This is a genomic window from Actinoplanes sp. NPDC049668 (assembly GCF_044465445.1).
In the GTDB taxonomy this organism is placed as follows: domain Bacteria; phylum Actinomycetota; class Actinomycetes; order Mycobacteriales; family Micromonosporaceae; genus Actinoplanes.
Genome location: NZ_JBITLR010000006.1, coordinates 63,085 through 75,229 on the forward strand (window position 1 = coordinate 63,085; position 12,145 = coordinate 75,229).

12 protein-coding genes are annotated in these 12,145 nt (G+C 69.8%); 7 read left to right on the top strand and 5 right to left on the bottom strand.

The window, feature by feature from the left end; translation table 11 throughout:
* Positions 1-131 precede the first annotated feature (131 nt).
* Both ACIBSW_RS24985 and ACIBSW_RS24990 read right to left on the bottom strand, forming a co-directional pair.
* Positions 132-785 carry a response regulator transcription factor gene (locus ACIBSW_RS24985; RefSeq protein WP_354719064.1) on the bottom strand — a complete coding sequence of 218 codons (654 nt, stop codon included), beginning with the start codon at positions 783-785 and terminating at the stop codon, positions 132-134.
* Positions 782-1,801: a sensor histidine kinase gene (locus ACIBSW_RS24990; protein WP_354719065.1), complete on the bottom strand. Its 1,020-nt coding sequence runs from the start codon at positions 1,799-1,801 to the stop codon at positions 782-784. The genes ACIBSW_RS24985 and ACIBSW_RS24990 overlap by 4 nt, the downstream gene beginning before the upstream one ends.
* Before the next feature lie 269 nt (positions 1,802-2,070).
* On the opposite strand from ACIBSW_RS24990, the gene ACIBSW_RS24995 reads away from it, so the two are divergent.
* The 3 genes from ACIBSW_RS24995 (at position 2,071) to ACIBSW_RS25005 (ending at position 5,479) form a co-directional block, all read left to right on the top strand.
* Entirely contained in the window at positions 2,071-3,678 is a 1,608-nt protein-coding gene (locus ACIBSW_RS24995; protein ID WP_354719067.1) for a potassium/proton antiporter, read from the top strand.
* A complete protein-coding gene (locus ACIBSW_RS25000) occupies positions 3,597-4,091 on the top strand; it encodes a TrkA C-terminal domain-containing protein (RefSeq protein WP_354719069.1) in 495 nt (164 codons plus the stop codon). The genes ACIBSW_RS24995 and ACIBSW_RS25000 overlap by 82 nt, the downstream gene beginning before the upstream one ends.
* A gap of 101 nt (positions 4,092-4,192) precedes the next feature.
* Positions 4,193-5,479 carry an IS256 family transposase gene (locus ACIBSW_RS25005; protein ID WP_354719070.1) on the top strand — a complete coding sequence of 429 codons (1,287 nt, stop codon included), beginning with the start codon at positions 4,193-4,195 and terminating at the stop codon, positions 5,477-5,479.
* Between the two features lie 172 nt (positions 5,480-5,651).
* On the opposite strand, the gene ACIBSW_RS25010 is transcribed toward ACIBSW_RS25005, so the two are convergent.
* Positions 5,652-7,472, bottom strand: coding sequence for a SulP family inorganic anion transporter (locus ACIBSW_RS25010; RefSeq protein ID WP_354719072.1), 1,821 nt, complete (start codon positions 7,470-7,472; stop codon positions 5,652-5,654).
* Positions 7,469-7,807 (bottom strand): metalloregulator ArsR/SmtB family transcription factor, encoded by a 339-nt coding sequence (locus ACIBSW_RS25015; protein ID WP_354719074.1) that lies wholly within the window; start codon positions 7,805-7,807, stop codon positions 7,469-7,471. Before ACIBSW_RS25015 ends, ACIBSW_RS25010 begins: the two co-directional genes overlap by 4 nt.
* A 109-nt stretch (positions 7,808-7,916) precedes the next feature.
* On the opposite strand from ACIBSW_RS25015, the gene ACIBSW_RS25020 reads away from it, so the two are divergent.
* From ACIBSW_RS25020 to ACIBSW_RS25035, 4 genes are all read left to right on the top strand, one after another.
* Positions 7,917-8,417 carry a cation:proton antiporter regulatory subunit gene (locus ACIBSW_RS25020; RefSeq protein ID WP_354719076.1) on the top strand — a complete coding sequence of 167 codons (501 nt, stop codon included), beginning with the start codon at positions 7,917-7,919 and terminating at the stop codon, positions 8,415-8,417.
* Between the two features lie 4 nt (positions 8,418-8,421).
* On the top strand, positions 8,422-9,627 hold the full coding sequence (locus ACIBSW_RS25025; protein WP_354719078.1) for a cation:proton antiporter: 1,206 nt from the start codon (positions 8,422-8,424) through the stop codon (positions 9,625-9,627).
* Positions 9,628-10,034: 407 nt separating this feature from the next.
* On the top strand, positions 10,035-10,667 hold the full coding sequence (locus ACIBSW_RS25030) for a hypothetical protein (RefSeq protein ID WP_354719080.1): 633 nt from the start codon (positions 10,035-10,037) through the stop codon (positions 10,665-10,667).
* A gap of 354 nt (positions 10,668-11,021) precedes the next feature.
* Positions 11,022-11,363, top strand: a complete 342-nt coding sequence (locus ACIBSW_RS25035) for a metalloregulator ArsR/SmtB family transcription factor (protein WP_354719082.1) — start codon at positions 11,022-11,024, stop codon at positions 11,361-11,363.
* 193 nt (positions 11,364-11,556) lie between these two features.
* On the opposite strand, the gene ACIBSW_RS25040 is transcribed toward ACIBSW_RS25035, so the two are convergent.
* On the bottom strand, positions 11,557-11,928 hold the full coding sequence (locus tag ACIBSW_RS25040; protein ID WP_354719084.1) for a hypothetical protein: 372 nt from the start codon (positions 11,926-11,928) through the stop codon (positions 11,557-11,559).
* Positions 11,929-12,145: the final 217 nt, after the last annotated feature.

Below are 12,145 nucleotides of genomic sequence, written 5' to 3' on the forward strand. Positions count from 1 at the left end.
ACCCATATCCGGGCAGGACACCCACGCAATTTTGTGGTCCCGTCCCAGAGCACGCGGTAGTCAGACCGGGGCGGTATTTCGAGGTCGGCCGGGGGTCGAGTGCGGTTCTTCCTGCGGCGGGTCTGCGCCGGTCAGGGTTCGATCAGCCCGGCGCGGATGGCGTACCTGGTGAGGTCCAGCCGGTCTCGTAGGCCCAGCTTCTGCAGCAGGTTGCTGCGGTGGCGCTCGACGGTCTTGACGCTGATGAACAACAGGTCGGCGATCTCCTTCGAGGAGTGCCCCTCGGCGACCAGCTTGAGGACCTCTTCTTCCCGGTCGGTGATGGCCTGCTCGGGTACCGGTTCGCCGTTGCGGATCCGGTCGAGGTAGTTGCGGATCAGCGCGGTGACAGCTCCGGGGTAGAGGAACGGCTCGTCGCGCATGGCGGCTCGGCAGGCCTCGACGAGGTCGCGGTCGGCGACTGACTTGAGCACGTACCCGTTCGCACCGGCGCGGAGCCCTTCGAAGAAGAACTGTTCGTTGTCGTACATGGTCAGGATCAGCACCCGCAGCTCCGGCTGCTGTCGGATCAGCTCGCGGGCGGCCTGCAGGCCGGTCAGCCGGGGCATCGCGATGTCCAGGATGGCCAGGTCCGGTTTGTGTAGCCGGGCCTGCTCGATGGCCTCGGCGCCGTCGCCGGCCTCGGCGACCACGGTGAGGTCCGGTTCACCGTCGAGGATCAGCCGCACACCGCGGCGTACCAGGGCGTGGTCGTCGGCGAGCAGGATGCGCGTGGGCCCGGTCATGTCAGGGCCTGCCGGGCTCCCGCGGGAATGTCGAGGGTGACCTCGGTGCCGCCGTCGCCGCGCGGGCCGATGCTGAGCCGGGCGCCGACCAGCAGCGCCCGTTCGCGCATGCCGCGGATGCCGGCGCCCTCGCTGCCACCGTCGATACCGCGCCCGTCGTCGCGGATCTGCAACCGCACGCCGTCGTGGCGCGGGGCAAGGGTGATGTCAACCCGGTGCGCGGCCGCGTGCCGGGCGACGTTGGTCAGGCCTTCCTGGGTGACCCGGTAGAGCACCAACTCGGCCTCCTCGCTCAGGGCGGGAAGGTCGGGGGCGAAGTCGCGGCGGATCTGCAGGCCGCTGTGCTCGACGACCTCGGCGAACAGCGACCGCAGCGCGGCGATGAGCCCGAGCTCCTCCAGCACGCCGGGCCGCAGCCGCCGCGCGATACGGCGGATCTCGTCGAGGCTGTCCCGGACCGACTCCTGCACCTGATACAACTCACCGCGCAGCTCCGGTGGGGCGAGGTCCGCGACCCGTTTCATCTGCAGCAGCACCGCGGTAAGGGTCTGACCGATCTCGTCGTGCAGTTCCTGGGCGATGCGCCGACGCTCGTTCTCCTGCGCCGACAGGGCACGGGCGTTGCTGGAAGCGCGGTCGGCCTCCAGCCGGTCCAGCATGGCGTTGAACGCGCTGATCAGATCCGCGACGCCGCCGTGCCCGGTGACCGTCGGGCGGGGACCGGGACGCAGCAGGTCGATGGTGGTCATGGCGCGGGTGAGGCGTTGCAGCGGCGCCAGCCCGATCCGCAGCAGGAGCCCGTTGGCGACGAGCATGGCGACCAGCCCGGCGCTGAGGATCAACGCCTCGGTGAGGACGAACGGAGTCGACACGGTCACCGGTCCCAGCAGCACCAGCACGGTCGCCGCGGTGAGGACCGCGGCGTTGATCGCAAAGACCCGCCAGAACAGCGACACCGTGCCGGCCTCCTCGTCGTTCCTGCTCTCCCACCATCCTGCGCCGGGCCGATCCGTCAAAAGGCACCCTTTCCGTCATCCAGCATCCCGCGGTTGCCGGCGCGCCGTCCATGAGGGCTGACCCCCATGACGCGGGTCCAGGCCCCGGGCCGAATGAGGGCCGGCCCGGATTGTCAGGAGTATCCGTACTTGACGAGGGTGGAAGGGACGAGCGCGCCCGGGTGAGGGCTGGATGGAGGAGTGGTGAAGGACGTCGGCGGTTGGGCAGTGGTGGCGGTGTTCGCCCTCGCCTGCGCCCTGATCGCCGCCGACCGGGTCGGCGGCGCGCCGTGACACCGTCGGTGCTGAACCTGCTGCTGGCCACTGGAGCCCTGGTGGCGCTGGCCGGCGTCGCCGTCGCCAAGATCGGTGCCCGGGCGGGCCCGGCGGTGCCGCTCACCTGCGTGGGTGTCGGGCTGCTGCTCGGCGAGGACCGCCTCGGGCTGCCGTTCGACGACGTGGCCCTGGCACAGACGCTCGGGCTGGCCGCGGTGGCGGTGATCCTCATCGGTGGTGGCCTGGGCACGAGAATCAGCGACGTGCGGCAGGTGTGGCGTCCGGCGTGCGCGCTCGCCACCATCGGGGTGTTCGTCAGCGTTGCTGTCATCGCCGCCGCGGCGCACTACCTGCTCGGCCTGGACTGGCAGCTCGCACTGCTGCTCGGCGCGATGCTGTCGGCCACGGACGCCTCCGCAGTGTTCGCAGTGCTGCGTCGTGTTCCGTTGCCCCGGAAGTTGAGCGATCTGCTGCGAGCGGAGTCGGGGCTCAACGCCGCGCCGGCCCTCATCTTGGTGCTGGCGTTCAGCGCGACGAGTCCGGGCTCGCTGTCACCGGCCGGAGTGCTCGCCACGCTGCCATACCAGCTCCTCGCCGGCGTGCTGGTCGGCGCCGGCGTCGGGACGGCCGCCGCGTGGCTGCTGCGCCGCCTGACCCTGCCGGCCGGCGGCCTGTACTCCATCGCCGTCTTCGCCTGCGGGATGTTCGCGTTCGCCGCCGCCGGCATGGCCCAGTCCAGCGGCTTCCTCGCCGCCTATCTCGCCGCGCTGGTGCTCGGCAACGCCCGGCTGCCGCACCGTCAGGCCACGCTCTCGCTGGCGCAGGGACTCGGCGGGATCGCGCAAGTCGGCCTGTTCGTCATGCTTGGCCTGCTCGCCTCGCCGGCGGACCTGCCATCGGCGGTCGTCCCGGCACTGCTGACCGGCGCCGCCCTGCTGTTGCTCGCCCGGCCCGCCTGCGTGTGGCTGACGCTACTGCCATCGCGGGTACCGCTGCGCGAGCAGATGTTCCTCTCCTGGGCAGGCCTGCGCGGCGCCGTGCCGATCGCGCTCGCCACGGTGCCCGTCATGGCGGGCACCCCGGGCAGCCCAGCCGTAGTCGACATCGTCCTCGTGCTGGTCGTGCTGTTCACGGTGATCCAGGCTCCGCCGCTGCCCTGGCTCACCCGCCGCCTCGGACTGACCCCACCCCACGTCGGGTCGGAACTTCAGATCGAGACCGCGCCGCTGGGCCACCTCCGTACCGATGTCCTCCACGTCACGGTCCCCGAGGGTTCGAAACTGCACGGCACCTACCTGGACGAGCTCCGGCTACCGCAGCCCGCCGTCGCCCCGCTGATGATCCGCGACGACGTCGTGTTCGTCCCGGCCGCCGACACTCGGCTACGCATCGGCGACGACCTGCTCGTCCTGACCACACCGCCGGTACGCGAGGCCACCGAACGCCGGCTGCGCGCCGTCAGCCGCACCGGCCGGCTCGCCCACTGGCACGGCGACTACGGCCACCCGCAACCGCCCGCGAAACCATCGAGGAGACCAGCATGGAAATCGAACGCAGCAGCCTCCCCGGCGTCGGCGTCTCATACTCGTTCGTCACCCGTGACGGCCGTCGACTCGGCGTGATCTGTCACCCCGACGGCAGCCGCGACCTCACCCTGTACGACCACGACGATCCCGACTCCGTCGGTGCCGCGACCACCCTGTCGACTCTCGAAGCACATCACCTGGCCGAGGTACTGCGGTCGACCGCCGTCATCGACCTCATCCCCGACGGCGAGCAGGACCCGGACCAGGACACCGTGACGGTCGCCCGGCTACCGATCCCCGCGGGCAGCGGCTACGACGGCCGCACCCTGAACAGCCTCGGCAGGCAACACAGCTGCGTCGTCGCGATCCTGCGCGACGGCAACCCCCAGCTCCATCCGGAACAGCGGTGGCGTCTGCGGCACGGCGACACCCTGGTCACCATCGGCACCCGCCGCGCGATCGACCACCTCGGACGGGTGCTCGCCGGCGACACCACCACGGCGGTCTGAGAAGGCATCGACGACAGGGTGGACTCTCCGGCGGGACTGTGGATCTTTCGGTGTTTCCGGCCTGACCGCCCAGGGTGAGCCTGGGTGAGGAAGGCGTCGTGATGACAACGACACTGGACGATGTGACCCCACGCAAGAGGAAGCCGGAGTTGTCGGCGGAACAGCAGGCCGCGGTGGAGCTGGTCCGGCTGGCCAAGGAACAGGGCCTGTCGCTGACCGGCCCGGACGGGCTGCTCAAGCAGCTGACCAAGACGGTCCTGGAGACCGCGCTGGCCGAGGAGTTGACCGAGCACCTCGGCTACGAGAAACACGACCCGGCGGGTGCCGGGACGGACAACATCCGTAACGGCACCCGGGCCAAGACGGTGCTGACCGACGCCACGGGTCACGTGCAGATCGACGTGCCACGAGACCGGGCCGGCACGTTCGAGCCGCAGATCGTCCGTAAGCGGCAGCGCCGGCTGAACGGCGTCGACGAGATCGTGTTGTCGCTGTATGCCAAGGGACTCACGACCGGGGAGATCAGCGCGCACTTCGCCGAGATCTACGGCGCCTCGGTGAGCCGGGAGACGGTCTCGCGGATCACCGACAAGGTGATCGAGGAGATGACCGACTGGTCGCACCGCCCTCTGGATGAGATCTACGCGGCGGTGTTCATCGATGCCATCGTGGTCAAGGTCCGTGACGGTCAGGTCGCGAACCGGCCGTTCTACGCCGCGATCGGGGTCACCCTGGACGGTGACAAGGACATCCTCGGGCTCTGGGCCGGCACCGGAGGAGAGGGCGCCAAGTTCTGGATGAGCGTGCTCACCGACCTGCGCAACCGCGGTGTGAAGGACGTGTTCTTCCTGGTCTGTGACGGCCTCAAAGGGCTACCGGAGGTGGTCACGAACGTGTGGCCCCGCACGGTGGTGCAAACCTGCATCATTCATCTGATCCGCAACACGTTCCGGCTGACGTCTCGCCGCTACTGGGACGAGCTCAAACGTGACGTCAAGCCGATCTACACGGCGGTCAACGCCACCGCCGCGCGGGCGGCGTTCGACGACCTGGCCGAGAAGTGGGGCGGCCGGTATCCGGCGGTGATCCGGTTGTGGGACAACGCCTGGGCCGAGTTCATCCTGTTCCTGGACTACGACGTGGAGATCCGCCAGGTGATCTGCTCGACGAACGCGATCGAGTCGTTGAACGCCCGCTACCGCAGGGCAGTCAAGGCCCGCGGGCACTTCCCGAACGAGCAGGCAGCGCTAAAGTGCCTGTATCTCGTGACCCGGTCGTTGGACCCGACCGGGACCGGCCGGACCCGATGGACGATGCGCTGGAAACCCGCGTTGAACGCCTTCGCCATCACCTTCAGCGACCGCTTCCCAGCCGCTGAAACCTACTGACCCACCACCGCCGGAAACACCGTTAGCGAGACAGTCCCTCTCCGGCTGTTCCACGTCGATGTCGGCTGTAGCGATGCGGCCCGGACCCAGGGCGCGGGTGGGCCGATGGCTGGCGGTCGGCCTGCTTCAGGACGAAGATCCGAGCGCCGAAACCGTAGCCGTGGCGGCCCGATCAGGGGTAGTCGCAGGGGGAGATTCCGCGGGGTGGTGGGTGGTGCGGTGCGGCGGGTGTCTGGGGCTGTGGGGGTGCGGTGCGCACCTGCGCGGGTCCTGGTAGCTGGGCGGCCCCGTTCGGCGCGTCCCTGTGTTTGGAGGGTGCCCGGTCCGCCTGATGGTGCGGTTGCAGCAGGTGGATGCGGGCGTAGGTGATGGCGGTGGGCGTGTCGGAAAAGACGTGCCCGTCGCGGCGGAGTTGCGCGGCGACGCCGAGGGCGGTCAGGACCTGTTCGTGGCCGGGGGCGATGCCGGACAGCAGCACGGTGATGCCGCGTCGTTGCAGCCGGGTGATGGCGTCGCCGAGCACGTGGGCGCCGGTGGCGTCGATGGTGGACACCCGCGACATGCGCAGGATGACCACGCGCACGTCGGCGACCTCGGTGAGCTCGAGCAGGAAGTGGTGGGCGGCGGCGAAGAACAGCGGCCCGTCGAGGCGGTAGGCGACGATGTGTTCGGCGAGCAGTTGGTGTTCCTCGGCGCTGTGGTCACCGGTTTCCAGCGGGACCTGCTCGAGTCGTGCGGTGCGGGCCACTGCGCGCAGGGCGAGGACGACGGCCACGCCGAGGCCGACCGCGACGGCGGTGACCAGGTCCCACACGACGGTCACGGTGAAGGTGAGCGCCAGCACCAGGGCGTCGCCGCGGGTCGAGCGGGCCAGCGCGAGTAGGGCGCTGGCCTCGACCATGCGTACGGTGGTGGCCAGCAGCACCCCGGCCAGCGCGGCGAGGGGAATGGCCGAGACCAGCGGCGCGGCGGCCAGGACGATCACGGCCAGGGCGACCGCGTGGGTCAGTGCGGCGAGTTTCGAGCCGGCACCTGCGCGCACGTTGACCGCGGTGCGTGCGATCGCGGCGGTCGCGGGGATCCCCCCGAACACCGGGACGACCAGGTTTGCCAGGCCCTGACCGAACAGTTCCCGGTCCGGGTCGTGGCGTTCACCCACGCTCATCGCGTCGGCCACGGTGGCCGACAACAGGCTCTCCAGCGCGGCGAGTGCCGCCACGGCCAGCGCTGAGGGAAGTAATGCCTGGATGGCGTGCAGGTCGAGGAAGTCCAGCGACGGGGTGGGCAGTCCTGCCGGCAGCGCACCGATGGTTGTCAGCTTCAGCGGCAGGGCCTGGGCGAGCAGGGTCGCGGCGGCCACCGCGATCAGGGAGAACGGGAGGCCGGGACGCCAGCGGGCGCCGAGCAGCATCACCGCGGCCACGCCGAGCGCCACCGCGACGGGGGCGGGGTTCGGGTGCGCGGCGAAGTGGGTCACGGCGTCGGCGGCGACCGCCCACACCTTCTCTCCGTGCGCGTCGGCGACGCCGAGCGCGGCCGGGACCTGTTGCAGGGCGATCACCACGGCGATCCCGGCGGTGAAGCCCTCGAGTACCGGGGTCGGCAGGTAGCGCACGTAACGGCCGAGCCGGGCGAGCCCCAAGGCGATCAGGACCACCCCGGCCATCACCGCGACCATCAGCACCCCGGTCGCGCCGAACCGCGCGATGACCGGCACCAGGACCACGGTCATCGCCCCGGTCGGCCCGGACACCTGCAGGTTCGACCCGCCGAAGATCGCGGCGACGGCACCGGCGACGACCGCGGTGACCAGTCCCGCCTGCGCGCCGAGCCCGGAGGTGACCCCGAACGCCAACGCCAGCGGCAACGCCACCACGGCCACCGTCAGCCCCGCCAGCACATCCCGGCGCGGGCTGCGGCGCACCGCTGCCCAGTCCGAACGCTGCGGCAGCAGTCCGCCGACCCGTGCCAAGGCGGCCCGGGTAGCGCTCACCGCTGCCGCCGGTCGGCGTGCAGCTGCACCAGCAACCCGCCCTGGCCGGACAGCACCGCGCCCAGGATCCGGCGGCCGGCGGTGAGCAGGTCCGCCACGGCCGGGGTACGCAGCGCGTACATCACCGATGCGCCGTCGCGGGTCGACTCCACCAGACCGGCTCGTCGTAGCACCGCGAGCTGCTGTGACAGGTTCGACGCCTCCACCTCGACCTCGACCAGCAGGTCCCGCACCGCCTTCGGGCCGTCCTGCAACAGCTCCAACACCCGGATCCGCACCGGATGGCCCAGCGTGCGAAACAGCTCCGCCTTGGCCTGATACAGCGGCACCGACACATCGACACCCGTCCTCATTCACACCCCCAGCCATGCATACTTTATCAGTTGCGAAATTCTTCAAGTACCGGCAGACCGACGCCCGGCGGAGATCACATAGGGTGGCGGAGTGCGAGTGCGGGTGGAACAGACAACGTTGCCGGGTATCGGTGTGCGTCACGACTTGGTGACGTCGGCGGGCCGCACGCTCGGGGTGGTGTCGCACCGAAACGGCCGCCGGGACCTGGTGCTGTATGACGTCGATGACCCGGACGCGACGGTAGCGTCGATCCCGTTGACCGACGACGAGGCGGAAGCACTCGCGGACGTGTTGGGTGCGTCGTTGATGCTGGGGCAGCTGGCCGGGCTGCGGGAGCAGGCCGCCGGTCTGCTCACCGAGCAGGTCGGGATCAGCGCGGGTTCGTCGTTCGTGGGGCGTCGGCTGGGTGACACCCAGGCGCGTTCGCGGACCGGGGCCTCGATCGTGGCGGTGCTGCGGGATCGGGAGGTCATCGTCTCGCCGGATCCGACATTCGTGTTCGAGGCCAACGACGTGGTCGTGGTGGTGGGTACCCGTCAGGGTCTGGACGGGGTCACCGCCATCTTCGCCTCCGACCGGACGCGCGGCTGAGGCCATGCATAGCACCACCGTGCTGCTCGTCGAGGTCGGCATCCTGCTGTTCGGCCTGGGCATGTTGGGCCGTATCGGACGCCGGTTCGGGATCTCCCCGATACCGCTGTATCTGCTCGCCGGTCTGGCGTTCGGCCATGGCGGGCTACGACCGCTGCCGGCCAGTGAGGAGTTCATCGAGGTCGGCGCCGAGATCGGCGTGATCCTGCTGCTGCTCATGCTGGGCCTGGAGTACTCGGCGAGCGAACTCGTCGGCAACCTGCGCTCGGCCGCGCCGGCCGGGCTGATCGACGGGCTGCTCAACGCGCTGCCTGGTGCCGGGTTCGCGTTGTTGATGGGCTGGGACTGGCGGGCCGCGCTGGTGTTGGCCGGCATCACCTGGGTGTCGTCGTCCGGGGTGATCGCGAAAGTCCTCGGCGATCTCGGCCGGCTCGGTAACCGGGAGACCCCGGTGATCTTGTCGGTGCTGGTCATCGAGGACCTGGCGATGGCGTTCTACCTGCCCCTGGTCACCGCGGTGCTGGCCGGAGCCGGGCTGCTCGGTGGGGCGAAGGCGCTGAGCATCGCGGTGGTCACCGTGATCGTGGTGCTGGTCGTGGCGATCCGGTACGGCCACGCGATCAGCTCCTTCATGTCCGTCAAGGACCCGGAGGCGCTGCTGCTCAGTGTGCTCGGGCTGACCCTGTTCGTGGCGGGTGTGGCCGCGCAGCTGCAGGTGTCCGCCGCGGTCGGGGCCTTCCTGGTCGGTATCGCACTGGGCGGGCCGGTGGCGCACCATGCCACCGAGATCCTCTCGCCGCTGCGGGACCTGTTTGCGGCCGTGTTCTTCGTCTTCTTCGGCCTGGCCACCGACCCGGCGGACATCCCGCCGGTGCTGCTGCCGGCCCTGGCGCTGGCGGTGCTCACCATGGCGACGAAGGTGATCACGGGCTGGGTCGCCGCCAAGCGGGCCGGCATCGCGGTGCCGGGGCGGCTACGCGCGGGCCTGGCGCTGATGCCACGGGGAGAGTTCTCGATCGTGATCGCCGGCCTGGCCGTGGCGTCCGGTGTGGAGCCGGGGCTGGCGCCGCTGGCGACCGCGTACGTGTTGATCACGGTGGTTACCGGGCCGGCCCTGGCCCGGCTGCCCGACTACTCGTGGTTCAAGGCGTTCGTGCGCCGCCGCACCGCAACGCCGCAGAGCCGCCGCGCGGAGCCGTCGCCGAGTTAGGCTGAGAACGACTGGGGCGTGCAAGAGGCGGCTGGCGTGATGGCGAATCGGCGGGCAGGCGCGTGAGGGCGCCGGCGGGTGCGGCGATGCTGGCCGTGACCGGTAACGCCGTGCTCATGGGTGTCTCTGGGATCAGCGCACCGATCGGGTGGCTGTTGGTGCCCGGTGTGGCGGGCATGTCGTTACGGCCGCGGGTGTCAGCGCTGGTGGCCGGCTGGGCCAGCGTCCTCATCCTGACATCGGTGGCGCTGCCGATGGTCCCGGGTCACCGCGGTGACGTCTGGTCGCTGACCAGCTCGGGTATCTGTCTGGCCCTGATGCCGGGGGTGTCCTGGCTGCGTCAACGTGCCCGAACCTCCAAGCGACGCGGTGAGCCTCCGAGCATCACCGACGTCGGAGTAGGGCAGGTGGCCCGCCCGATCGTGCTCGCGACGTCGCGGCTGCCCGCAGAGCTCGCCGTCGCCGTGCCCGTGCCCGGCAACGGCCTGCGGATTCTGATCGGCATGGTGATGGCAGAGTCACCCGACCGCAGGCGTTGCGTACGGGAGGTCGAACGCGTGTTCCGCACCGTGGCGGCACGTCCGGGCGTCGCACTGTCCGACGTCGTGGCCGCCCTGGAGCCGGTCACCCGCTGGTACGCGCCCGGCGGGTACATCAGCGCCACCCTGGTCCACGTCTCACCGGCCGGGGCGACCCACGTGCTGCGCTGCGGCGGCCCGCAGATCCTCGCGATATCCGCCACCACCGCCGGCCCGGACCCGATGACGTACACGGTCATCGATCCCGGCCCCGGCGGTCCGCCCCTCGGCCTGGGCGCGATCAGGGCCACGGCGTGCGCGGTGCCCGACGACGCCAGGATCGTGGTCCTGACGACTGAATACGCGTTCGCCCACTTCCACGACTACCACGACTCGGTGCAACAAGCGGTCCAGGTCCGCAACGCCGACCTGGCCGCGGTGCAGCTGCTGATCGGCCCCGCCACCACCACAGCCGGCACCAGCCTGGCCGGCCCCATATTGATCCTCGACCCCGTCACATGACGAGGCCACGGCCTCACCCGGGCTCTCGGCTACAGCGGTGATCCCCACACCGACCCTCTGAGGTGTTGCCATGACCCGATCCCGCGTGAAGTCGTTTAGGTATGTCGCGGCGTACCCTCAAACCAGGGGTGGCCTTGCCGTTCGGTCCGACAAGCTCCACGCCAACCGGGCAGGTCTCGCGTTCGTCGCCGCGCCTTGGGCACGCGACCTCGCAGCGATCGACCAGCCGGGTGTCGCCGCGGTGAGGAGCGCCTTGCCGGCCGTATAACCTGTAGGTGACTTCCTGCGATCCAGAAGCAGGTTGGTGGCGGTCAGGCCAGCTACGCGTGGTGGCCGACCAGGCAGGGGGCGGTCGTGTCGGTGCCCCTGTACCAGGCGAAGGCAGAGCTGTTCCGGACCCTGGGGCATCCCGTCCGTATTCGGGTCCTGGAGTTGCTCCAGCCTGGGCCACGTCCGGTGCGTGATCTTCTTGCGGAGATCGACATCGAGCCGTCGAGTCTGTCGCAGCAACTTGCCGTCCTGCGCCGGTCCGGCATCGTGGTTTCGTACCGTGAGGGCGGCTCGGTCATGTACGCACTCAGTACACCGGCCGTGCTGGATCTACTTGCGGCCGGCCGGCGGATTCTCGGTGAGGTCTTGACCGACAGGAAGGGACTGCTGGCCGAGTTACAGGATCGAGTCGAGCCTCGTCCCTGACCCTGGGGCTGCGCTCGTGTCGCGGCGGGCACGATGGCGAGCAGTGGAAGACCTCCGGTGCTGTCCACCTGCACGTGCCAAGGCGGTCGGCTGTCCCGGCCTAGGCGAGCATCACGGAGGTGCCACGACAAGGACGAGGTGACCCTTCCACGTTCGTCCTCGTCGGCGGATGGCTCCGTGACGGCATCTGTGATCAAAGATCGAGCGTGCCTTCGATCGCGCGCAGTTGATGGCGGGCCATGGCCAGGTTCGCCCGGTCCTTGTTCAGGACCAGGTACAGGAACAAGCCCTTGCCCGATCGGCTGGTCAAGGGTCGGACCAGGTGATATTGGGTGTCCAGGGTGATGAGGACGTCCTCGATCTTCTCCGTGAGGCCGAGCATCTCCATAGCGCGTAGCTTCGCGCGCACCACGTCCGTGTTGCCCGCCGCGGCAACCGTCAGGTCGAGGTCCCTGCTGCCGCCGGCGGTACCCAGCGCCATGCCGCTGGTGTGATCGACGAGCGCCGCTCCCAACGCCCCGTCGATCTGCATCGTGTCCTTGAGTGCCACATCCATCTCTGCCATGTCCGACTCCTCAGAGCTCGTGTGTCGTGATGCCTCGAGGATGGCTGCGGTGAGCGAAAGCGAAACGCACATGCTGTCCGGTACCTACAGGCGACTGTCGGAGATAGTAAATATGTGAGCCATTCAACTTGAAGAGTTTCGCAACTGCACAAGTAGGCACAACGTTGCAGGTGCGATTTCCTTCCCCACGACACGCGGGAGACGACCCGCACCGGCC